The sequence below is a fragment of the Emticicia sp. W12TSBA100-4 genome (assembly GCF_040253585.1).
GTDB lineage: Bacteria > Bacteroidota > Bacteroidia > Cytophagales > Spirosomataceae > Emticicia.
The window spans coordinates 280,249-301,901 of sequence record NZ_JBELAU010000009.1 but is presented as its reverse complement, the minus strand read 5'-3'; the positions used below and the strand labels follow the sequence as shown (position 1 = coordinate 301,901).

The 21,653-nt window shown below is 39.1% G+C and carries 21 protein-coding genes; 12 read left to right on the top strand and 9 right to left on the bottom strand.

Annotation, left to right across the window (positions count from 1 at the left end):
- Positions 1-25: 25 nt before the first annotated feature.
- The 6 genes from ABR854_RS15155 to ggt all read right to left on the bottom strand — a co-directional run bounded on the left by ABR854_RS15155 (position 26) and on the right by ggt (position 8,798).
- Positions 26-1,006: a CobW family GTP-binding protein gene (locus ABR854_RS15155; RefSeq protein ID WP_350266255.1), complete on the bottom strand. Its 981-nt coding sequence runs from the start codon at positions 1,004-1,006 to the stop codon at positions 26-28.
- A 66-nt stretch (positions 1,007-1,072) separates the two neighbouring features.
- Entirely contained in the window at positions 1,073-2,005 is a 933-nt protein-coding gene (locus ABR854_RS15150; protein WP_350266254.1) for a 3-keto-disaccharide hydrolase, read from the bottom strand.
- A 73-nt stretch (positions 2,006-2,078) separates the two neighbouring features.
- Positions 2,079-5,120 (bottom strand): WD40/YVTN/BNR-like repeat-containing protein, encoded by a 3,042-nt coding sequence (locus ABR854_RS15145; RefSeq protein ID WP_350266253.1) that lies wholly within the window; start codon positions 5,118-5,120, stop codon positions 2,079-2,081.
- On the bottom strand, positions 5,117-5,737 hold the full coding sequence (locus ABR854_RS15140; RefSeq protein WP_350266252.1) for an HNH endonuclease: 621 nt from the start codon (positions 5,735-5,737) through the stop codon (positions 5,117-5,119). The genes ABR854_RS15145 and ABR854_RS15140 overlap by 4 nt, the downstream gene beginning before the upstream one ends.
- A gap of 1 nt (position 5,738) precedes the next feature.
- On the bottom strand, positions 5,739-7,034 hold the full coding sequence (locus tag ABR854_RS15135; protein ID WP_350266251.1) for an AAA family ATPase: 1,296 nt from the start codon (positions 7,032-7,034) through the stop codon (positions 5,739-5,741).
- A 69-nt stretch (positions 7,035-7,103) separates the two neighbouring features.
- Positions 7,104-8,798 carry a gamma-glutamyltransferase gene (ggt, locus tag ABR854_RS15130; RefSeq protein ID WP_350266292.1) on the bottom strand — a complete coding sequence of 565 codons (1,695 nt, stop codon included), beginning with the start codon at positions 8,796-8,798 and terminating at the stop codon, positions 7,104-7,106.
- A 239-nt stretch (positions 8,799-9,037) separates the two neighbouring features.
- On the opposite strand from ggt, the gene ABR854_RS15125 reads away from it, so the two are divergent.
- The 7 genes from ABR854_RS15125 to ABR854_RS15095 all read left to right on the top strand — a co-directional run bounded on the left by ABR854_RS15125 (position 9,038) and on the right by ABR854_RS15095 (position 14,935).
- Positions 9,038-9,454, top strand: coding sequence for a hypothetical protein (locus tag ABR854_RS15125; protein ID WP_350266250.1), 417 nt, complete (start codon positions 9,038-9,040; stop codon positions 9,452-9,454).
- Positions 9,455-9,462: 8 nt separating this feature from the next.
- Complete coding sequence (locus ABR854_RS15120; protein ID WP_350266249.1) at positions 9,463-9,915, top strand: META domain-containing protein; 453 nt, start codon at positions 9,463-9,465, stop codon at positions 9,913-9,915.
- A gap of 74 nt (positions 9,916-9,989) precedes the next feature.
- Positions 9,990-11,210, top strand: coding sequence for a serpin family protein (locus tag ABR854_RS15115; RefSeq protein WP_350266248.1), 1,221 nt, complete (start codon positions 9,990-9,992; stop codon positions 11,208-11,210).
- A gap of 75 nt (positions 11,211-11,285) precedes the next feature.
- Positions 11,286-11,657: a hypothetical protein gene (locus ABR854_RS15110; protein WP_350266247.1), complete on the top strand. Its 372-nt coding sequence runs from the start codon at positions 11,286-11,288 to the stop codon at positions 11,655-11,657.
- Between the two features lie 31 nt (positions 11,658-11,688).
- Entirely contained in the window at positions 11,689-12,972 is a 1,284-nt protein-coding gene (locus ABR854_RS15105) for an LVIVD repeat-containing protein (protein WP_350266246.1), read from the top strand.
- Between the two features lie 14 nt (positions 12,973-12,986).
- Complete coding sequence (locus ABR854_RS15100; RefSeq protein ID WP_350266245.1) at positions 12,987-13,622, top strand: hypothetical protein; 636 nt, start codon at positions 12,987-12,989, stop codon at positions 13,620-13,622.
- Between the two features lie 179 nt (positions 13,623-13,801).
- Positions 13,802-14,935, top strand: coding sequence for a DmpA family aminopeptidase (locus ABR854_RS15095; RefSeq protein WP_350266244.1), 1,134 nt, complete (start codon positions 13,802-13,804; stop codon positions 14,933-14,935).
- Positions 14,936-15,061: 126 nt separating this feature from the next.
- Here the strand turns inward: ABR854_RS15095 and ABR854_RS15090 are convergent, their stop codons facing one another.
- Complete coding sequence (locus ABR854_RS15090) at positions 15,062-15,391, bottom strand: DUF3467 domain-containing protein (protein WP_350266243.1); 330 nt, start codon at positions 15,389-15,391, stop codon at positions 15,062-15,064.
- Between the two features lie 133 nt (positions 15,392-15,524).
- Positions 15,525-16,334: a 3-deoxy-8-phosphooctulonate synthase gene (kdsA, locus tag ABR854_RS15085; protein WP_350266242.1), complete on the bottom strand. Its 810-nt coding sequence runs from the start codon at positions 16,332-16,334 to the stop codon at positions 15,525-15,527.
- Positions 16,335-16,575: 241 nt separating this feature from the next.
- Here kdsA and ABR854_RS15080 point away from each other — a divergent pair, with 241 nt between their 5' ends.
- The 5 genes from ABR854_RS15080 (at position 16,576) to ABR854_RS15060 (ending at position 20,947) form a co-directional block, all read left to right on the top strand.
- A complete protein-coding gene (locus ABR854_RS15080; RefSeq protein ID WP_188767452.1) occupies positions 16,576-16,812 on the top strand; it encodes an acyl carrier protein in 237 nt (78 codons plus the stop codon).
- Between the two features lie 112 nt (positions 16,813-16,924).
- Positions 16,925-18,172 carry a beta-ketoacyl-ACP synthase II gene (fabF, locus tag ABR854_RS15075; protein ID WP_350266241.1) on the top strand — a complete coding sequence of 416 codons (1,248 nt, stop codon included), beginning with the start codon at positions 16,925-16,927 and terminating at the stop codon, positions 18,170-18,172.
- A gap of 9 nt (positions 18,173-18,181) precedes the next feature.
- Positions 18,182-18,928, top strand: coding sequence for a ribonuclease III (rnc, locus tag ABR854_RS15070; protein ID WP_350266240.1), 747 nt, complete (start codon positions 18,182-18,184; stop codon positions 18,926-18,928).
- Between the two features lie 220 nt (positions 18,929-19,148).
- Positions 19,149-20,165: a WD40/YVTN/BNR-like repeat-containing protein gene (locus tag ABR854_RS15065; RefSeq protein ID WP_350266239.1), complete on the top strand. Its 1,017-nt coding sequence runs from the start codon at positions 19,149-19,151 to the stop codon at positions 20,163-20,165.
- A 122-nt stretch (positions 20,166-20,287) separates the two neighbouring features.
- The gene (locus ABR854_RS15060) at positions 20,288-20,947 is read left to right on the top strand and encodes a 3-keto-disaccharide hydrolase (RefSeq protein ID WP_350266238.1); all 660 of its coding nucleotides are present in this window, start codon (positions 20,288-20,290) and stop codon (positions 20,945-20,947) included.
- A 54-nt stretch (positions 20,948-21,001) separates the two neighbouring features.
- On the opposite strand, the gene ABR854_RS15055 is transcribed toward ABR854_RS15060, so the two are convergent.
- A complete protein-coding gene (locus ABR854_RS15055; RefSeq protein WP_350266237.1) occupies positions 21,002-21,520 on the bottom strand; it encodes a hypothetical protein in 519 nt (172 codons plus the stop codon).
- Positions 21,521-21,653: the final 133 nt, after the last annotated feature.

Sequence of the window (21,653 nt, the reverse complement as noted above, 5' to 3'; positions counted from 1 at the left end):
TCTTTCGAGCCTCCTTTTTTATATGTTATTCCAAACACTCCTTCAATTTCACATCAAACACCAACCAATCTAAATCATAATTGGCAATGAGTTCGATGCGACTATCTCGGCGGTAGGCGATGTATTGCACCGAAAATTCACGGTCAACTGCATTGATTAGCACCCAGTCTTTGCCTGTTCGGAAAACGCCTTTGGCTCTATCAACGCCTTGAAGTGTACTAAAAAATTGACGCAACTTAGGCAAACTAAAAACTTCTTCGGGCGAGAAAATCCAACCGCAACTGTACATTCCCAAGCCTTTGCTTAGCTTCTTGATGGGTTTCCCAATTTCAGGAATGTCGAGCGTTTCTTCTGCGTGGTGATGATGCTCATGTGCGTGTGCTTGTGGAAATTCTGCCTTTCTACCTGCAAATGGCTCAATATCAAGCCAATCGACATTTATTTCACCATTAGAAACTGCTTCTACCAAAAGTTTGGGTGGAAATAGAGATTTTGCCCAAAGTTTAAATTTTTCGGCTAACTCCTCTCCTACTAAATCAGCTTTGTTCGCCACCAACACATCGGCCAAATTGATTTGGTCTTGGAATGTCTCGTGCGAGCGTACATTGGCATCAGCCCAACGACGTGGGTCAACTAAACAAATTGTTGCTCTGATTTCGAGAATATCTTTTAAATATTTGCTTTGCAGTAAATCCAAGATACTGGCAGGATGCCCCATGCCTGTCGGTTCAATCAAGATTCGGTCGGGCTTTTGGTTGCGTAAAATTGACGTAAGCGTTACTTGCATAGGCACATTGACCGTGCAGCAAATACAGCCTCCAGCTACTTCTTTTATTACAAGTCCATCTTTTTGGTCAATAGCTGTGTGGTCAATCGAAACTGCTCCAAATTCATTGATAATGATTGCCCAACGCTGGTTGGTGGGTTTATTAGCAAGAATATGTTTGATGGCAGTGGTTTTACCCACACCCAAAAAGCCTGTGATGATATTTACTGGTATTTTCATGAGTAATTGACAATGGATAATTAAAAATTGATAATTATCCATTGTTCATTATCAATTATCCATTACTTATTTCGCTGGTGTGATAACAATATTTTTGTATTCGATTGGACCGTGGTCGCCTTGGAAGAAAATTGGGCCTGGCTCGCCTTCGTTGCTATCTAAGGCACCGCCCGTAATTCCTGGAATTTCATTTTTGTAGATAATTGTTTTACCGTTCAAAACAACCGTCACGACTCTCCCTACTAAGGTAATATCAAAACTTTGCCACTCACCTGCTGCTTTTGCTGGCATTTCGAGCGGAGCGATAAAGCCATAAACAGCTCCAAGTTGGTCTTTTAGTGGCTCACGACCTTTGCTATCTGTTACTTGTACTTCGTAGCGTCCTCTCAAATAAACCCCACTATTACTTTCTTCAGGGTATTTAAACTCAACGTGTAGTTTAAAATCTTTGAAAGTTTTAACCGTACGAAGATTAGCCCCTGATTTTGGGCTTTTCAGAATACCATTTTCTACAACCCATTGGTTTTCACCACTCACCACTTGCCAGCCATCAAGGTTTTTACCATTGAAAAGTTTAATTGGTGTTCCCCAAACTGGAGTTACGGTACTGTTTAGCTTGGGAGCTCTCACACCTTCCCAATTTAAAACCTCACCACTTGGCGTGTTCATTGTGCCTGTCAGTTTATCGTTTTTCAAAACTGCTTCTACAACTAAATCTTTTTCGGCTCTGTCCCATTGTGGCGGAATTGAAAACGACATTTTATCATCCGCAAAATTGATGCGTGAGATTGGTCTGGCACTTCCACCATCTCCCACAAAATGACCGTTTAGGTATTTTACACCCGAATGATTTACTTCTAACCAAGATGGCACTTTTTTATCGCCTTTGGTAATCGTAATGTCCCAACGGCCTTCGATACTTTTGATTGGGGCGAGTTGAGCCATTAGAGAATTGCTGATAAGGATTGCTCCTAAAATTTTTACAAAGTATTGCTTCATGTTTGTTTTTGGTTGAATATAAAATTTGGTTAAAATTGGATTGTAGCACAATTCTCCGAATTGTGCTACAAAGTTACTTCTTGGTTTCTTCAAAACCCATTTCTTCGTACCATTCTTCAAATTCTGATGGTGAAGCGGTTGGTTTCGGACTCATTGCCCTGCGAGAACGACGCTCTGATGCTTTGATTTCAAGGTCTTTTTCTACTTTTTCACCGTTGAGTTCGATGATAAGCTTATATTTTCCTGGGCGGAAATAAATCTTTTTATCATCGGCAAGTTCCAGCTTGATTTCTTTATCATCTTTTTTCTTTACATCATTCAAATACTTTTCGTATTCTCCTTTGGCCGCTACATCAATCGCTTGGTCGAAGTTTACGTTATTTAAACCAGCTTCGGCATCATCCGAAATATTTTTTACAACTAATCCTTTATCAGTCTGAATCTTGATTATTGCTTTTCCTGCTGCTTTTGCATAGTAAGTGATATTATACTTACGCTCTTCTGGCTCGGCATATTTATCAAACATTCTGCCCCATGAAGCATTGTAATTGATTGCTGGTAAATCATATACGTGAATATTTTTAGCTAAAACCTCGCTACTCAATGCTTGTAATGGCTTCACATCAGCAATATAAATCGAGCGTCCGTGCGTGCCAACTACCAATTCGTTTTCTCTTGGGTGAATCACCAAATCGTGGATTGATACACTTGGCATTCCATCGCCATTGCCACGCATAAAGGTTTTGCCTTTATCCATCGAAATATATAAACCGTTGTCAGTTCCGACATAAATGATATTGGCATTTTTCGGGTCTTCTTTTACTACGTTGATTGGTTCGGCAGGTAAATCTGCACCGATTGCTTGCCAATTTTGGCCGTAATCAGTAGAAACAAACAAATATGGTTTGAAATGGTCGCCACGATAAGCGTTTAATGAAGCATAAACCGTTCCTTCTGCATGAGCCGAAACCGCAATGCCACTTACCCAAAGATTTGGTTTATCCATGATTTTGGTAAAAGTATAACCGCCATCTTTTGTGACATAAATCAAACCATCATCTGAGCCTGTATAAATCAAACCGAATCTGCTTGGTGATTCTTCGATGGTTGTGAGTGTTCCGAAAGGAACATCGCCTTCTTTGCGGCCACGAGTCAAATCTCCCGAAAGGGTTTTGAAAGTATCTCCTTTATCGAAACTTCTATGGAATTTATTTGAACCAAAATAGATAATATCTTGATTGTGGCGAGAAATCGTAAGTGGAGATTCCCAGTTGAAACGGAAAGGTACTTCGCCTAATTCACGTGGAACTTCCAATTTTTTGCGTTCGTTGGTTGCTTTATTGATTCTGAAATAATTACCAAACTGAAAACCTGCGTAAACCGTATTATTATCTCGGTAATCTACTTGTACTTGCATTCCATCGCCACCGAGCAAGAATTTATAGCCATCGCCATTATCGAAGATACCATAGTTATAATCAAACGAATTGGTTGATGAACCATACCAAACGCCATTATCTTGCAAGCCACCATAGACATTATAAGGCTTGGCCATATCGACTGAAACGTGGTAAAGTTGACCCACAGGAATTGAATTTGCTTTAAACCAAGTTTTACCGTCATCGTAAGTAATGTTTATTCCGCCATCGTTTCCGTTTATATAATGTTTCGGATTTTTCGGGTCAAACCATAAAGCGTGGTGGTCGGAATGTACGTTTTCTCTTTCGATACTTTTGAAACTTTTACCACCATCTTCCGAACGCACGATTGGCACACCCACAATTACGATTTTCTTATCATCAGTTGGGTCAACCCAAATTTGTCCGAAATAATAGCCATAAGTGAAATAGATATTATCCAAATAGTCGGCGTGGGTGCGTTTCCAAGTTGCACCTGCATCTTCACTTCGGTAAACCTCCGCTCCCGTTACTTGCGTATCGAATAAATCGTTATTGCCATTGTACGTATATTCGTAAATATCTTGTACCTTGATTTTATCGGCCTTTAAGTCTTCTTTGAAAGCCTTTGCCGTGAATTTTTCAGGAAAACCTTGTCCATCCAAATATTCATTGATGGTAGCATCGCTCAAAGCCAAAAACTCATCTTTGGTGATGGTTTTCATTCTTTTTGTGGTCAGACGGCTGGCATCTTCTTTTTCCTCTTTTTTAGGTCTATTTGCTTGATTATCAATGATTGCGTAAACGATATTCGGATTTTTTGGGTAAACCGCCAAACCAATGCGACCATTACCCGCACCAGTCGGGAAGCCACTGCCCTCGCCCGAAATCAATTTCCAAGTTTCGCCCGCATCGGTACTTTTATAAATGCCCGATTCTTTTCCACCTTCCACAAAATTCCAAGCAGTACGCTCTTTGTACCACATCGTTGCGTAAAGTGTATTCGCATTATTTGGGTCGAGTCTTACGTCAATCGCACCAGTATTATCGTTGATGTATAACGTTTGTTTCCAAGTTTTACCGCCATCGGTGGTTTTATACATGCCACGCTCTTTGTTTGGCGAATACAAATGTCCCAAAACAGCTACCCAAGCAATATTTGGGTCGGTCGGGTGCAAAGCGATTCGTCCAACGTGGTGAGACTCTGGCAAGCCAAGATACTCCCATGTTTTACCATTGTTAGTTGATTTGTACATTCCCACACCCGAATACGACGAGCGACTTGAGTTATTTTCGCCCGTACCAATCCAAATCGTGCGAGTTTTCCAGTCAACAGCAATATCGCCGATGGTCATAACTGCCTCATTATCAAAGATTGGCGAAAAAGATTGTCCATTATTGACCGTGTACCAAAGTCCACCCGAAGCGTAGGCAGCATAAAACTCCGTTGGGTTTTCGGGATTTGCATCAATATCCACAATACGGCCACTCATAACGGTCGGGCCAACGTTTCTGAATTTCAGATTTTTTACGAGCGATGCTTCTTGCAATTTTTTGCGTTGCTCATAGCCAGCCATTCGCTCAGTGGCTGATGTTGGAGAAATGGCATCGACTGCGATTACTGGAGCTGTTTCTACGGCAACTTTCTTCTTTTTCTGGGAAAACCCAGCAAAGCAAGTGATTGATAATAAAGTGATTAGGGTTAGTTGTTTTTTCATATTGTTTGTTGAAAGTTTAAACAAAATCTGTAACCAAGGTCATTAATGTTTATTTGGGGGTCTTGACTATATACTTTTCTAAAGAAGCCACGCAGCTTTTTTAAACCGACATGATTGAAATCAAATACTTCTATTGTTTTCTCTGCTCGCAACTGGCTCAAGTCGTCAGCTCCGAGATTTACTATAACTTCATCATTATCAGAATCATATTTGAAAAATTTGTCAAACTCATAGTTGATTTCATCGGGCCTTAAAATTAAATCATTGTATTCAGTACCTTTCGCTTTTTGACAATGCCCACAAGCTAAGTATAGATTTTCCCATGAACAAACCAAATCATAAAACTCAGGTTTTGATTTTGGTTTAAAATGGTCAATTGTGTCATCATCGCTCAGTGGTGGATAGCCATCACAATAAAAGCAATGGTCGTCTGAGATTTCGATAAGTTTGTTTCGTATTTCTTTGTAAAGTGTTGATTCTCCGACTTTTTCGGTGTGCCAATAATTGAACTTATGACCTTTGTTTTTTTCTCTATTCTTTTTATAACGCTCACCTAATTCTACTTGTAGCTTTTCTGTCAAAAAATCAGGAGCTTTTGGTCTTATCAATTTCCTCATTTTAGGCAGTTTCGAGTTTTTGTGTGGTATTTCTTTTTAATTGTCGAAGTTCAAAACTTATAATTCCATTTAATTCGATGCTTTGTTTGGCAATTTCACTTGCTAATTTCATAAATGCCTCTTCATCAATGGTTTCTCCTTTCAATATTTTGGTTTTATATTCCTTAAATTCATCCAATTGCTTTTGAACACCTACCCCAAATCGTTCTTTTATATCGAAAATTTCTTCTAAAATTCGGTCATAACTATTGCCATCTTCTGTCCAATACTCACTATCTAAAACACTATTATTATTCTCATCTAACTTGAATTTATAAACCCTTGCCCCATCAACCGAACCAACTACAAAAGGTGAGTGCGTTGAAATAAAAATTTGTGCTTTGGGAAATAAATCTTGTACAACGGGCAAAATTTTTCGTTGCCAAGATGGGTGAAGATGCACTTCTATTTCATCTAAAAAAAGAATAAAGTTTTGTTCGAGAATACTGCGTGTTTTATCTGCCCAATGGATTCTATCCAAACGCATTAAGAGGTCTGATAACCAAGTTATTATTGATTTTAGACCATCGGGGAGGATATTAAAATCATAATTAAAATCATTTATTTTAAAAAAAACTTGGAAAGGTTGTTCTTCAATAATAAATGATACTTGCTTTTGTAGAATTTCTGAAATTGATTCTTCTATTTTTCTAATTACCACTTCATGTTTTTTTGCTGAATTATTATCATTTCTTAATAATGCAAATGCATTCTTTGCCTTACTTACAGCAATCCAGTTAAGAATAGAATCAAAATCTATCTTTTTATCAAAAGTAATTGAATCTTTAATTGAATCTATATCAGGTTCTGAAATAGAAATATTATTAGATGTTGTCAGATTTCTACTACCAGAATAAGCAAAAAAAGGAGAGTTGTTTCTGATTTTTATATCATCTTTGAAGCGAAAATCATTTTGTGAAATTTGTGCATAATAAGCACTTTTACCATTCATTAAAACCCCCGAAAAAGAAGTAAACTTAGTTTCTTCAAATTCTATTTCATATTTTGTTGGTATTTCAGAAAATTCATAAAAGAAACCAGTGTTTTTATTCCAAAATCTATTTTCAACCAATTTATCATTTGTTTTATCCCAACAACTCGCCAACATCATCAAAATCGTACTTTTACCAGTACCATTTTCACCAGTCAAAATATGAATTTCGGCTTTATCTTCCATGCCCGCAGGTTTTGGCTTAAATTCAATATTTAAGTCTTTAAATGGGCCTATTTCATGTGCTTCAAGGCGTGTGATGCTCATATTTTTCTAATTTTTATGTGAAGTTATGACAAAAATAAAAGAGAATTATGAAATTCTCTTTTAAACCAATCAAAACCCAGCCGCATGGCCATCTTTTCGAGATTCTGATGCTCCAAAATATACTTTACGCACAGGGTCGTAGCGAATCGCTTGATAACCACCATATTGGCCGAGCGTATAGCCAACTTTATGTCCTTTTTGCATCAAACCTCTGATGGTCTCATAAGGTATCCCCGACTCCATCGTTATCATGCCAACGCCTTCCATTGGCTCGCCCGTTGGCTCCGACGAACCATCGTGGTTGAGTCTTGGAGCATCACCTGCTTCTTGTAGATTCATGCCGAAGTCAACCACATCCATAATTATCTGTACGTGTCCCATTGGTTGGAATGCACCGCCCATTACACCAAAACTCATGAATGGCTTGCCATCTTTGGTTACAAATGCAGGAATAATTGTCTGAAATGGGCGTTTATGCGGAGCATACGTATTGTTTTCGCCTTCTTTCAAATTATATAATTCGCCACGGTCTTGGAAAATGAAACCTAAGCCATCGGGCATCATTCCCGAACCAAAACCTCGATAATTACTCTGAATCAACGAAACCATGTTTCCGTCTTTGTCGGCTACGGTCAAGTAAATGGTATCGCCTTCACGCAAGGCTGGGTTTCCTGCATCGTAGTGAGTGGCTGCTTTATTGGGGTCGATAAGTTTGCGTCTTTCGGCCGCATATTCTTTCGAGATTAATGATTTTACTGGAATTTTAGCAAATTCGGGGTCGGCATAGAATTTTGCACGGTCCTCAAAAACCAATTTCTTGGCTTCGGTGAAAAGATGCACGTGTTCGGTGCTTCCATAAGGAATTTTTGAGAAATCGTAACCTTCCAAAATATTGAGCATCTGCAAAGCCGCAATTCCTTGTCCGTTTGGTGGTAATTCCCACACATCATAGCCACGATAATTGGTTGAAACTGGCTCAATCCAAGTTGAAGTATGGTCGGCAAGGTCTTTTGCACTCAAAAATCCGCCATTTTTCTTCATAAACGCATCAATCGTTTGGGCAATTTCTCCTTTATAAAAAGCATCTCGACCGCCTTTGGCGATTTTCTCCAACGTATTTGCCAAATTTGGGTTCTTGAAAATATCTCCTCTCTTTGGCACTTCTCCATTCGGATAATAATGTTCTTTAATGTTTGGAAAACTTCCGTACAGACGTGGAACATTTCTCAAACTCATTGCCAGTTCATCATGCACAGGAAAACCATTTCTACCATAGCTAATGGCGTGCGACAATATTTTTTCCATGGGCAACTTGCCAAACTTTTTATGCAACTCAAACCAACCATCCACACAACCAGGTACGCTGATTGGCAAAGGGCCTGTGGCTGGAATATGCGTTAAGCCTCTTTTCTTAAATTCTTCGAGAGTCAACGAATAAGGTGAGCGACCAGAGCCGTTTAGTCCATATAATTTCTGAGTTTTAGCGTCCCAAACGATAGCAAAAATATCGCCTCCAATTCCATTTACGTGCGGTTCGACCATTCCTTCCATGGCATTAGCGGCAATGGCAGCATCAACGGCACTTCCGCCCGCACGAAGAATCTCGATGGCAGCCTGCGTAGAAAGTGGGTGCGACGTACAAACCATTCCGTTTTGAGCCATTACTTCGGAGCGGCCCGCCCATGTTTTACCGTACATTCGGTCTTGGGCGAAACTGGAAATCGAAAAAGTAAGTAGTGAAATGAAGGTTAGGTGTTTTTTCATGTAGTTTGTTAATTTTTTCATAAATATAATTTTTTTAGCCACGGCTTCCAACCAAATTCTAAAAACCAGAATCATTATTGCTGAAAAGGGTAATTTACTCAGACAGAAACACTTTGTTTCGTCGTGGGAGAAGAAATGAGAATGAATCCTTTTTCTTCTCCCCGACAAGCTGAGTTTTTTTAGTCCACTGGCCACGGACAACAGTTTTTCTAATTATCAAATCTACATCTATAACAAAAATGAAAAAGCTAAGTTTTTTATTCATTATCTCCGTCCTGTTTGCTTTTTCTTGTACAAAAGAAGAGGTTTCGGCTACTAAAGAAAGTACCAGTGGCCTTGTTGGTGAATGGCGTTGGGTATCATCTACGGGTGGAATTGCGGGTAAAACCATTACTCCTACCTCGGCAGGTTATGAGCGAAAATTAGTTCTTACGGCCGATTTGAAATTTTCTCGCTACAAAGACAATACCCTCGAAAGTTCGGGTACTTATCAGATTACACAGGGAAAATCTATCTACAAAGCCGAACAAGTTGACTTCATCAAGTTTAGCGATGGAGCATCCTTAGTAATTATGAGCCAATCTGCCTCCGAATTATCACTCGCCGATAATTTTTACGATGGCTTTGGCGAAGTTTATCAACGAATTAAAAAATGAATTTTAAGATGAAAATTATAGTAAACACACTTATAGTCTGCTCTTTACTTTTGGGTGCATGCTCAAAAGAAATGGTGGAGGCCGATTCTATGACAATTAGTGCATTAAGACAGTCTGAGTTACTCGGACAATGGAAATTTAAAAGTTATGCCGATGGCAAAACTCCCGCCTACGATATTACCCTCGAAATTAAAGACGAAGATGGAAAATATGCTTTTAATGGTCGCTCATCTGTTAATTTCTACTTTGCCTCTCCTCAAATTGATGAAAACAAGAAAACTATTTCGATTGAAGGTGTTGGAAGCACCAAAATAGCTGGTTCGCTTGAAGCCAATCAATTTGAGGCGGCCTACTACGAAAACCTCCGAAATATTGAGCGTTATGAACTAAAAGATAAAAGTACCCTTATTTTTCATATTTCAAAGCCAACAAAAGAGGCAATGTATTTTGAAAGAAAGTAAATTAGTCAATAGTCCATAGACGACTGTCAACAGAATAAAAACTATCGTCTGTGGACTAAAAATAATCCAAACAAATGAAAAATATCAAAAATCTAACACTTGCTGGAGCATTATTTCTGATGGCTGCCAGTTGCAACGAAGATAACGCAGACTCTATGAAACCGAAGCAACTTTTAAAGGCTATTCCTGCTACTTTCGCTGACCAAACCAGCGAGTTTGCTTTCGATTTTTTGAAAACTCATAACGCTGCCGAAAAAGCCGACAAAAACTATTTTGTGTCGCCTTTGAGCTTGCACGTTGCACTCGGAATGTTGGCCAACGGAGCCGATGGCAAAACAAAAGAAGAACTAACAACGGGTTTGCGTGTGTCGTCAGACTTGACCACAACCAACGGTATTTATAAAGATTTGATTGATAATCTGCCAAACTCTGACCCAAAAGTCACCAATACGATTGCTAATTCGGTTTGGTACAGAAATACGTTTTCGGTAGAAAAATCTTTCTTGGATATTCTGAAAGCATCTTTCAATGCCCAAACTTATGCCGAAGATTTTAATAATACTGCAACCGTAGGCAAAATCAATACATGGGCGAGCGATAATACAAATGGCAAAATCAAGAAAGTAATTGAGCAAATTGAGCCAGCTCATGTAATGTTTTTGATGAATGCTCTTTATTTCAAAGGAGATTGGAAGATTCCGTTCAAGGTTGAAAACACCCACGATGCTGATTTTGCAGGAACAACTGGCACAAAATCGGTGAAAATGATGAGCATGCAGGAAAAAGTAAAATACGCCAAACGCTCTAATTATCAAGCACTTGAATTGGCTTACGGTGGTGGAAATTACGTAATGACAATTTTACTTCCTGATGAAAAAACACCCGTTGGAAACATCATCAACACCATGTCAAGTGCTGAGTGGAAAAGCTTAAATACGGCTCTTGATGAGCAAAAAGTAATTATTGGCTTGCCAAAATTCACAGTCGAGTACGAAACAAATCTAAACAGCGTGCTGAGCAAAATGGGAATGCCAACCATGTTTAGCGACTTTGCCGATTTATCAAAAATTTCGCCACCTGCGGGCAAACTCAAAGTGGGATTTGTAAAGCAAAACACCTTCGTAGCCGTTGATGAAAAAGGCACAGAAGCCGCAGCCGTCACGACTATCGGCGTTGAACTTACTTCTTTTAACCCAACTATACCCGAATTTATATGTAATCGCCCATTTGCTTTCTTTATCAGCGAAAAACAATCAAATACGATTCTTTTTGCGGGTAAAATTGTGAATTTGTAAATAAACCTGAATGTTGGTCGGGATTTGCAATCCCGACCAAATAAAAGCGAATTTCTAATTCGTAAACCCAAAACTATGAAAAAACTATTACTCCTTATCATTTGTGCATCTGTTTTCTTCTCTTGCCAAAAAGAAACAATCGACGTTGCCTCTGTGAGCGATTTCGACAACTTAAAAACCATCAGGACACTCAAAAACCAAAAAGGTTTTTTGATGGATGCTGGCAATAATTTGACCGTAATTGTTGTAGAAGGAGATTCCGACAGCTTCGACCCACTGTCGTGCGTAGCAAATCCTTCTGAAAGATATATAGTTGGTAATCTTCCTGCCAAGCTGAAAAATCAAACTGATTTAAAAATAATCTTTAGTGGTGAAGTAAAAGAAGTTTCAACTACCGTTCTGCCACTTGGAATCCCACTAAAACTTACCAAAATTCGAGTAAAATAATTGTTTTTATATTCTTTCTCTAACACTAATTATGAAAAACATTTTACTTCTGATGAGTTGTATTGGCTTAGCCATTGGCAACTCAGCTTGCTCCGATGACTGCGAAACAACTCGCACTTATCGCACAACCGTGCCTGTCGTGCTAAGCTTCGAACAAATTCGTTCAGGCATCGCTTCCGAAACGCCACAAGATTTGAAAAACCCTGGAAAAATCTACGTAAAAGACAACTACATTTTTATCAACGAAATAAAGAAAGGCATTCATATCATTGATAACACCAAACCTCAGCAACCTCAAAACATCGCTTTTTTGAAAATTCCTGGCGTTGTTGATATGGCTGTGAAAGAAAACACCCTTTATGCCGATAATTACATGGATATTGTCACTTTCGATATTACCAATCCAAAGGCAATCAAGGAAACAGGACGAGTACAAAATGTTTTCCAAAGTGGTCTAACCGATGGAATTTCTTGGTACTACAACCCTCAAAATCAGACAGTTACCGATTATGAAATAAAAATTGTAACCGAAAAAGTACGTAGCGATTGCGGCCAAGGCAGCAACGTAAACCCGATTTACTATTATGATTTGGCTTTTAAGAATGGTTCGGTACAATCGGGAACCAACGGAGCAAATGGTGCCGCAGGAACAACAGGAACGGGTGGTTCGATGGCTCGTTTTACACTTTACGATGATTATCTTTATACGGTTTCGCAGTCAGATTTGCTGGTTTTCAATGTAAAAACGCTTAACAAACCCACTCAACAAGACAAAATCAATTTAGGTTGGGGAATCGAAACTATTTTCCCGTATAAAGACAAACTTTTCATTGGCTCAAATACCGGCATGTATATTTTCGATAATAAAAACCCCGAAAAGCCGGAGCGTTTATCTATTTTTCAGCACGCACGTGCCTGCGACCCCGTAGTTGTACACAACGATATTGCCTACGTGACGCTTCGCACAGGTTGGTGTGGTGCATCTCCCAATCAGCTTGATGTGGTCAACGTATCGAATCTTAGTTCTCCCAGCCTTATCAAAAGCTATCAGATGCAACAGCCTGCGGGTTTGGCTATTGATTTCCCGAATTTATTTATTTGTGAAAGTCAATATGGACTAAAATCGTTTGATGCTTCTTCGGCAACAAACATCACGCTCCAACAACACATTGAAAAAATTAATGCCTACGATGTAATTCCACTCGAAGGAAAGCACCTTTTGATGGTCGGTAAAGATGGTTTGTATCAATATGATACTTCCAATCCTAAAAGTTTGAAGCAGTTAAGTGTCATTCCTGTCAAACGAGAAAACTAAACCCAAGCAAAATCATGAAAAAGTCATTTATCTTTGTTTTGATGGGAATTATTGGTTTTTTCCCATCTTTCGGACAAAAAGAAACAAAAGGTTTCTTCAAAAAACACCCTTTTGTCAATATAACCGAACTCGGCACTCTCTTGGGTCGAAGCAAATTCCAAACGTATGCTTATTACAGTAGCTATTACCCACAGCCCATTCAATACCAAACTCAAAATAGAGTAAACTTTTCTTTACAGACATTCAATGGGGTTTACCTAAACTCAAAAACCGCTGCTGGTCTAACCGTGGGTATTGATTCGTATGGCCCAACGGTTTTAATGCCCATTTCGGCAGGAGTCAGAAGAAGTTTAGTGCAGAAAAAGCAAGGTGGAAGTATTCTGCTCGGAAGCCTTGATGTTGGCTATGCTACCACTTGGCTCAATGAAGATAATACGGGTTTCAAAACTTCGGGAGGACTAATCGTTTGTCCGACCATCGGTTATAAATTTCCTATGCGAAATGGCTCAGCATGGCTCTTAAACTTTGGTTATCGCTATCAACGTGCCGAATATGCCCAAGCACGCAACGGCGACGCCATTTACTGGACCGAATCAAACGAAGTCAGAAACTACCGCCGAATGGTTGTAAGATTTGGTATTGAATTTTAAAGTTAACTTTGATATTATACCACAGAGGCACGAATTACACGAATTAACATGGAGGCAGTTCTGTGAAAATCTATGTAATTCGTGCCTCCGTGGTAAATTTCCATAAATACAGTTTTCTTTGGTTTTGATTAAATAGAAGTTTTATCTTTACTAAAAATCATCAACCAAAGAAAACCAACATGAACAAACCCCTCTTACTCTTCCTTTGCTTATTATCAAGTTCCTCCATTTTTGCTCAGAAAAAGCGAGCAAGAGATTATGGCATCGAAATCGGCGTACTCCGAACAGGCAAACTCAATGCCATTACTGATGTTGCGGGCGTAAAAGTCGGGCAGGTTACTTTCCACCAACCTGATGGCGTACACACGGGCGTAACGGCCATTTTACCACACGACAAAAACATTTTTCAAAACAAAATTCCAGCGGCCATTCACATCGGAAATGGTTTCGGGAAACTGGCCGGCTATTCACAAGTTGAAGAACTGGGCAATATCGAAACGCCAATCGTACTTACCAACACTCTCTCCGTGCCAACTGCCTCGGCAGCAATTATTGATTATACTTTTCAATCTCCCGAAAATAAAGACGTCAGAAGCGTAAACCCCATCGTAGGCGAAACCAATGATGGTGGACTAAATGATATACGTAGAAGATTCATAACCAAAGAACACGTACTGGAAGCTCTCAAGAAGGCTCAAACGGGAGCAGTGGAAGAAGGTAACGTCGGTGCAGGTGCAGGAACAGTCTGTTTTGGTTTCAAGGGTGGAATTGGCACTTCTTCAAGAATTCTTCCAAAATCGAAAGGGGGCTACACCGTTGGGGTTTTAGTACAATCAAACTTTGGTGGAGTTTTGCAAGTCAATGGCGTTCCTGTGAGTATCGAACTAAAAAAACATAAATTCAGCAAAATCGACGAAGCCTACAAAGATGATGGCTCGTGCATGATTGTTGTGTTGACTGACGCTCCACTCAATGCCAAAAACTTAAAGCGTCTGGCCGCACGAGCAATGTTGGGTTTAGGTCGAACTGGCGGAATGGCAGCCAACGGTAGCGGCGACTACGTAATTGCTGCTTCTACGGCCGAGGATTTAAGAATCGCTCATAATTCTGATTCGATGTTTGAAACTTTTAAAGTACTCAGAAACAACGATTTAGACCTACTTTTTGAAGCCGTAATTGAAGCAACCGAAGAGGCTATTATAAACTCTCTTTTTGCTGCCGAAACCCTTACTGGTTTTGAAAACACGAAAGTTGAGGCTTTGCCGATTGATAAAACTTTAGAAATCCTGAAAAAATATAATCGAGTAAAATAGTTTCTATTTTGATAACCATTGACACTCACAGCGTGCCATGAAAATTATTTCGTCGTGTCATGGAAAACACAAAAAGCCTCGAAATTCGAGGCTTTTTGTGTTTTCAGCGAACTGGAAGCGGCAATATTATGCTTCGCCCATTGGGCCACCGAAATTCATCGGAAACGGTAATGCTTCGTTTGTTTCTCTAATTGCACCAAAGTTATCTTCGTATTTTGCGATATTGTCCTGTAACGCAGTCAATAAACGTTGTGCGTGTTCGGGGGTCAAAATCACTCTTGATTTCACTTTTGCTTTCGGCACACCAGGCATTAATCTGATAAAATCAATAACAAATTCAGTATTTGAGTGAGCTATCATTGCCAAGTTTGCGTAAACTCCTTCAGCCATTTCTTCCGATAACTCAATGTTTATTTGTTGTTCAGGTTCGTCCTGAATGTCTTTGCGTTTTGCCATTATTATCTGTATATTTAAGTAGTTGGGAGTCATTGTATTTGGTTGGATAACCAAATATATAAATCATTTTCTGAAAAATGAAATTCCTCCTTAATTTGTTATTCTGTGGTCAGGTTTCTCAAAAAAATGCTTCTTATCTCACCGCTTCACGCACTCTTAATAGTTTTTCGAGCAAGCCTTCGAGCTTATCAAGTGCCAACATATTTGCACCGTCCGACTTCGCTACGGCAGGATTTGGGTGTGTTTCAATAAAAATACCATCTGCACCAACGGCAATGGCCGCTTTGGCAATCGTCTCGATAAGAGCGGGTTTTCCGCCCGTCACACCCGACGATTGATTCGGTTGTTGAAGCGAGTGCGTACAATCCATAACGATTGGCACATCAAAGGCTTTCATTTCAACGATATTTCTGTAATCAACCACAATATCTGAATAGCCAAACGAATTTCCACGGTCAGTCAGCATTACGTCAGCATCTGGTTTTACGGCTTTTACTTTTTCAACGGCAAAGCCCATTCCTGAACCGTGCATGAATTGTCCTTTCTTTACGTTTACGGCTTTTCCTGTTTTTGCAGCAGCTACCAAAAGTTCGGTCTGACGACAAAGAAACGCAGGAATCTGCAAAACATCAACGTACTGAGCCGCCAAAGCAGCCTCTTCTGATTCATGAATATCCGTAACTGTTGGCACTTCAAAAGTTTGTCCAACTTCCTTCAAAATTCCCAAAGCCAACTCATCGCCAATGCCCGTAAACGAATCAAGTTTTGTACGATTCGCTTTTCTGTACGACGCCTTAAAAATATACGGAATTGCCAAACGGTCGGTAATCGTTTTTATTTTCTCGGCAATTTCCAATGCCATGTCTCGTCCTTCAACAACGCACGGGCCAGCAATTAGAAAAAAATTGCCCGAATCTTGGTTTTTTAAATGATTGATTTTCAATGCTTTGTATATTTTTATAATTATTATTTACGATACTTTTATTTGCTTTCCGAATATTTTTCAACGCAAATACAGCATTTTTGATAACTTTTTGCCTAATTTTTCGTTGCAAATAAGCGTTTTAACAAAATCTGTTGCAAAGGTCTAAACAAATCTCGTACTAAAAAAATTTCCTGTATTTTGTTGTTTTCGTTTAAAAGCGTTTTCTTTGCAGTCGTTTTTCACCAAACTACAGTTCAAAATGTCAGCAATTGCAACTAAAGTAACGCAAATTATCGTTGAGAAACTCGGCGTTGATGTATCAGAAGTAACTCCAGAAGCTTCATTCACAAATGACTTAGGAGCCGATTCACTCGACACCGTAGAATTGATAATGGAATTTGAAAAAGAATTTAATGTCTCTATTCCAGACGACCAAGCAGAAAATATCCAGACAGTAGGTCAGGCTATCACTTACTTGGAAGAAAATTCTAAATAAGTATTCTTAGTACCGAGTGCCGAGTATCGAGTTTTTGGCCATGTATTCATATCCTTAAACTCGGTACTTCGAACTCTGTATTTTTTTACTTTGACACAAACATTTACACTTTATGGCATTCAAACGAGTAGTTGTAACAGGATTAGGAGCATTAACACCTATCGGCAATACGGTAGAAGAATTTTGGCAGGGGCTTTCAACTGGTAAAAGTGGAGCAGCTACCATCACCAGATTCGATGCGAGTAAGTTTCGTACGCAATTTGCCTGTGAAGTAAAAGATTTCGATGTTACGAAGTATATTCCACGTCAGGAAGCTCGTAAGATGGACTTATTCACCCAGTTTGCAATGATAGTTGCCGATGAGGCCGTCAAAGATTCTGGTCTTGATTTAGAAAATATCAATAAAAATAAAGTTGGCGTAATTTGGGGGTCGGGTATCGGCGGTTTGAAAACTTTTGAAGAAGAAGTTATCAATTTCTCGAACGGCGACGGAACTCCGAAGTTCAACCCATTCTTTATTCCTAAAATGATTGCCGATAGTGCTTCTGGCCAAATCTCAATCAAATATGGTTTCCGTGGACCAAACTACATCACGGTTTCAGCTTGTGCTTCCACTAATAATGCTATCATTGATGCCTTCAACTACATCCGTTTAGGCAGAATCAACGTTTGTGTTTCGGGTGGCTCAGAAGCAGCCGTAACTCAAGCGGGTATCGGTGGGTTCAATGGACTTCGTGCTATGTCAGAAAGAAACGACGACCCAGCAACAGGCTCTCGTCCGTACGATAAAGACCGTGATGGTTTTGTATTGGGCGATGGCGGTGCAGCCTTGATTCTTGAAGAATACGAACACGCTGTGGCTCGTGGAGCTAAAATCTATTGTGAAATCATCGGTGGTGGTATGTCTTCTGATGCGTATCACATTACGGCTCCACACCCAGAAGGCGAAGGAGCATATTTATCAATGGTTGATGCCCTTGAAGATGCAGGTATCAAACCAGAAGAAGTTGACTATATCAATACGCACGGTACATCAACTCCATTGGGCGACCCGCAAGAAATTAAGGCAATCGAAAAACTTTTCGGCGACCATACTTACAAAATGAGTATCAGCTCAACCAAATCAATGACAGGCCACTTACTGGGTGCTGCGGGTGCGGTTGAATCAGTTGCGGCAGTTTTAGCAATTAAACATCAAGTAGTTCCACCAACAATCAATCTCTTCAATATTGATGAGTCAATTGACCCTCGAATAGATTTGACACCAAATGTTGCGAAAGCTCGAAAAATAGATGTAGTTTTGAGTAATTGTTTTGGTTTCGGTGGGCATAATGCTACGTTGATATTTAAGAAAATTTAATTACGAATCGTGTTGTCGGAAGTAAGTAATTCATTTTGGGGGTTTTTCAAGACTGATGCAAAAGAACGCAGTTTTAGAAAATCGGTGGAGCAGATAATTGGTGCAAAACCAGGAAATCCGTTGCTCTATCAACTTGCTTTTAGACATACGTCTGCTTCGAAAGAAACAAACATTGGTGGTTTCAGAGAATCGAACGAAAGACTTGAATACCTCGGTGATTCGGTTTTAGGGATGATTGTGGCTGAATACCTTTTCAAAAAATATCCTTTTAAAGATGAAGGTTTCTTGACCGAGATTCGTTCTCGTATTGTCAACCGTGAGTCTTTAAATGTTCTCGCAAGAAAAATAGGTTTAGAGCGACTCATTGAATTCGATGGACAAAGAGTCGCTCACAACCGTACTTCCATGTATGGCGATGCCATGGAGGCTCTCATTGGGGCAATTTACTTAGATAAGGGATTTCGGTTTACGAAAAAGTTTATCTTGAAAAAACTTCTCGCTAACTACTTCGACCTTGATACGGTCATTCAAACCAATACAAACTACAAAAGTATTTTACTCAGCTGGTCGCAGCAAGAGGGAAAACGTGTTACATTCGAGATTATACAAGAAAATGGTAAACATCATCACAAAGAATTTGTGGCTCAAGTTTCGGTCGATGGCGAAGCCGTGAGTAAGGGTGGGGGATGGAATAAAAAGAAAGCCGAACAGGAAGCTGCACGCCGAGCTTGCGAAGCTTTGGATATAAAATCTTAACTGCGTAAATAGATACTAATTATTAGCATATTTGTTATTGATAAATAACTTGGGCTTCTGTGAAGCTGATAATTCTTATTCTCTCGCTTTCTGCTGCATTTTTCTATTGTTTGTTCTTCCTTTTAGTAAAATGATTTGAATTTATTTGTATAATCATTACAAGTATCTATTTTTGTGATTTGATAGAATTCAACCACCATTACCTATAAGCTGCCATTTGTTGAAACTTTTACCTAAAATAACTTTCGGCCTATTACTATTTTTAACCTGCGGTGTTTCGTACTCCCAAAAGGTAAATATTCAGGTTTTGCAACAAGGGACATCTTATTCGGATTCGTCTTATTATGACATCATACCCGTAGGTGATAAGTTTTGGATAGGAGGTAAGTACGGCACATTAAAATCTATCGACTCCGAAGGAAATCTTTCTAACATTAGCTACCCAAGCGAAAACGTTGATATTTACAAATTAGACCATTTCGATAAAGAAAATCTAATTATCAGTGGCGACAAAGGCATCGTTTACAGACATAATCTGACAACCAATACTTGGGAAACAATCAAAATTAAAGGCTACGAAAAAGCGTGTTTTTATAACCTCACGGTTGTGAATGACTCAACTGCTTTTATTTGTGGTGGGAACTCCGCAATTGCTCATTCCGAAAAGACAGTTCCGTTTGGTTTTATTCTGAAAACAACCGATAAGGGCAAAACTTGGAAACGGGTGTATCAGAATGCTTTCAAGATGGTTTGGTGCGTTAAGTACAATGAGTTCGACAAAAAGGTTTATGCTTTGATGTACACACCTAATAAAACTCATTTGTATGCTTTTGAAAATGAGCAGTGGGGAAAGAAACAGAAAATAGGTAATAGTATCTTCCACGAAATTCAATTTGAAAACTCCAAAGACTTTATTGCAATGGGCGGATGGATGGGCAAAAAAGGCCGTATTCACAATCAAAAGCAAAAGTTGGAGATTCCTACCTCTGGTTTGCTTTGGGGGCGTGTAGCCAACGAAAAATACGAAATTTATTCAGCCTGCAATGGTCAAGTTGTTTTGGGCGATAAAACGGGTAACTACAAAGTCTTTGGCGAAAAACTTAACAAAGCATTTAATATCTACGAAACAGTTTTTACATCTCCTAACACTGCTATTTCAATTGGTAGTGCCAGAACAATTCTTCTTTTAAAAATCGTTGAAGAAAATCGCATCAATCATTTATCTGCGGGTAAGTAACTTATATTCTTTCTTTCGATTGCAGCAAATTTGCTAATTCAAAAGCATATTCTTAATTTTAAAAACTTTCAAAGATACAAAGTAGGTCTTTCAAAAAATTTAAAATTCAACGCTCTAAAACAATGAAAAAAGTAATGGTTTTGGCACTTGTTGCTTGTAGCACATTTGCTTATGCCCAAAAAGGCAAAACAGTAAACTTATTTGATGGTAAAACCACCAAAGGTTGGCATACATGGCACGAAACAACTGTTAAGGGTTGGCACGTGATGGATGGCATATTAATGACGCACGGAGGCAACGGCGATTTAGTAACCGATAAAGAATACGAAGACTTTGAACTGACCTTTGAATTTAAAGCTGCACCTAAGGGCAATAGTGGTGTTATTTATAAAGTACTTGAAACACCAGAGGCACAAGCTTCTTATATGTCAGGGCCTGAGTACCAAATCATTGATGATAAGAATTATCCTTCGCCGATAAAAGATGTGCAGAAAACTGCTGCAAACTATGATATGCAAGTACCTGCCGACTTAACGGTTGTAAAGCCAGCAGGGCAGTGGAATACCGGCAAAATCATCGTAAAAGATAACCACGTTGAACATTGGCTCAACGGCAAAAAAATGGTTGAATACGAATACGGTAGCACAGATTGGCAGGTGATGGTAGCCAGAAGTAAATTTGCCAACTGGGAGTTTGCCAAAGCTCACGCAAAAGGCAAAATTGCCCTTCAAGACCACGGAGATATGGTTTCGTTCAAGAGTATCAAAATAAAAGAGTTATAATAACAAAAAAGGAGAGCTTTCAACGGCTCTCCTTTTTTGTTATATACTGACTTCTTAAAATTTGATAGAAATACCAAGTGAACTATATGGTGTTCCAGCCTCGGCATATATAGCCATTTTTTCTTTAAAGTAATATCTTGCTCCGATGAAACCGCCAATCATTGGTCTTACATTTGCCTCAGTATAAAAAGATGAATAATCTGAACTATACCTTGCTAATCGTACACCACCAACTCCACCAATGTATGGGTCAAGCTTTTCTTCATTAATGCCTATTTCTTTTAAATATTTTCCAAAGTGGACAGCACCTCTACCACCAACACCTATATATGTGAGACGAAAATTGCTACCGAAACCATATCCATAACTGTAAGAAGAGACAGCACCAATAACACCTATACTAATCAAATCAGAAATACCATAATCAACTGAAGCATTAGCCCCGATACCATAACCAGCCCCAACACCAACACTAAAGTTCTTTTGACCCTTCTCGAATGATTGTGCATGTATGTTTTCTGAATACAAGAAACATAATGCTGTAATGAATAAAAATGAAAGTAATTTTTTCATGATAATTTTAATTTTTATGGACACTTTTTTTAAAGTCCGAAATTTAGACATTGGTATTTTCATAACAAAAGTAAAATCGGAAAAATGACCTAAAAATCAATTAAGCGGTCGGAAATCCGATAAGTAAAAATCT

Coding starts and splice junctions, on each gene's coding strand:
- ABR854_RS15155 (WP_350266255.1), bottom strand. CDS start 1,006: ATGAAAATACCAGTAAATATCATCACAGGCTTTTTGGGTGTGGGTAAA.
- ABR854_RS15150 (WP_350266254.1), bottom strand. CDS start 2,005: ATGAAGCAATACTTTGTAAAAATTTTAGGAGCAATCCTTATCAGCAAT.
- ABR854_RS15145 (WP_350266253.1), bottom strand. CDS start 5,120: ATGAAAAAACAACTAACCCTAATCACTTTATTATCAATCACTTGCTTT.
- ABR854_RS15140 (WP_350266252.1), bottom strand. CDS start 5,737: ATGAGGAAATTGATAAGACCAAAAGCTCCTGATTTTTTGACAGAAAAG.
- ABR854_RS15135 (WP_350266251.1), bottom strand. CDS start 7,034: ATGAGCATCACACGCCTTGAAGCACATGAAATAGGCCCATTTAAAGAC.
- ggt (WP_350266292.1), bottom strand. CDS start 8,798: ATGAAAAAACACCTAACCTTCATTTCACTACTTACTTTTTCGATTTCC.
- ABR854_RS15125 (WP_350266250.1), top strand. CDS start 9,038: ATGAAAAAGCTAAGTTTTTTATTCATTATCTCCGTCCTGTTTGCTTTT.
- ABR854_RS15120 (WP_350266249.1), top strand. CDS start 9,463: ATGAAAATTATAGTAAACACACTTATAGTCTGCTCTTTACTTTTGGGT.
- ABR854_RS15115 (WP_350266248.1), top strand. CDS start 9,990: ATGAAAAATATCAAAAATCTAACACTTGCTGGAGCATTATTTCTGATG.
- ABR854_RS15110 (WP_350266247.1), top strand. CDS start 11,286: ATGAAAAAACTATTACTCCTTATCATTTGTGCATCTGTTTTCTTCTCT.
- ABR854_RS15105 (WP_350266246.1), top strand. CDS start 11,689: ATGAAAAACATTTTACTTCTGATGAGTTGTATTGGCTTAGCCATTGGC.
- ABR854_RS15100 (WP_350266245.1), top strand. CDS start 12,987: ATGAAAAAGTCATTTATCTTTGTTTTGATGGGAATTATTGGTTTTTTC.
- ABR854_RS15095 (WP_350266244.1), top strand. CDS start 13,802: ATGAACAAACCCCTCTTACTCTTCCTTTGCTTATTATCAAGTTCCTCC.
- ABR854_RS15090 (WP_350266243.1), bottom strand. CDS start 15,391: ATGGCAAAACGCAAAGACATTCAGGACGAACCTGAACAACAAATAAAC.
- ABR854_RS15080 (WP_188767452.1), top strand. CDS start 16,576: ATGTCAGCAATTGCAACTAAAGTAACGCAAATTATCGTTGAGAAACTC.
- fabF (WP_350266241.1), top strand. CDS start 16,925: ATGGCATTCAAACGAGTAGTTGTAACAGGATTAGGAGCATTAACACCT.
- ABR854_RS15060 (WP_350266238.1), top strand. CDS start 20,288: ATGAAAAAAGTAATGGTTTTGGCACTTGTTGCTTGTAGCACATTTGCT.
- ABR854_RS15055 (WP_350266237.1), bottom strand. CDS start 21,520: ATGAAAAAATTACTTTCATTTTTATTCATTACAGCATTATGTTTCTTG.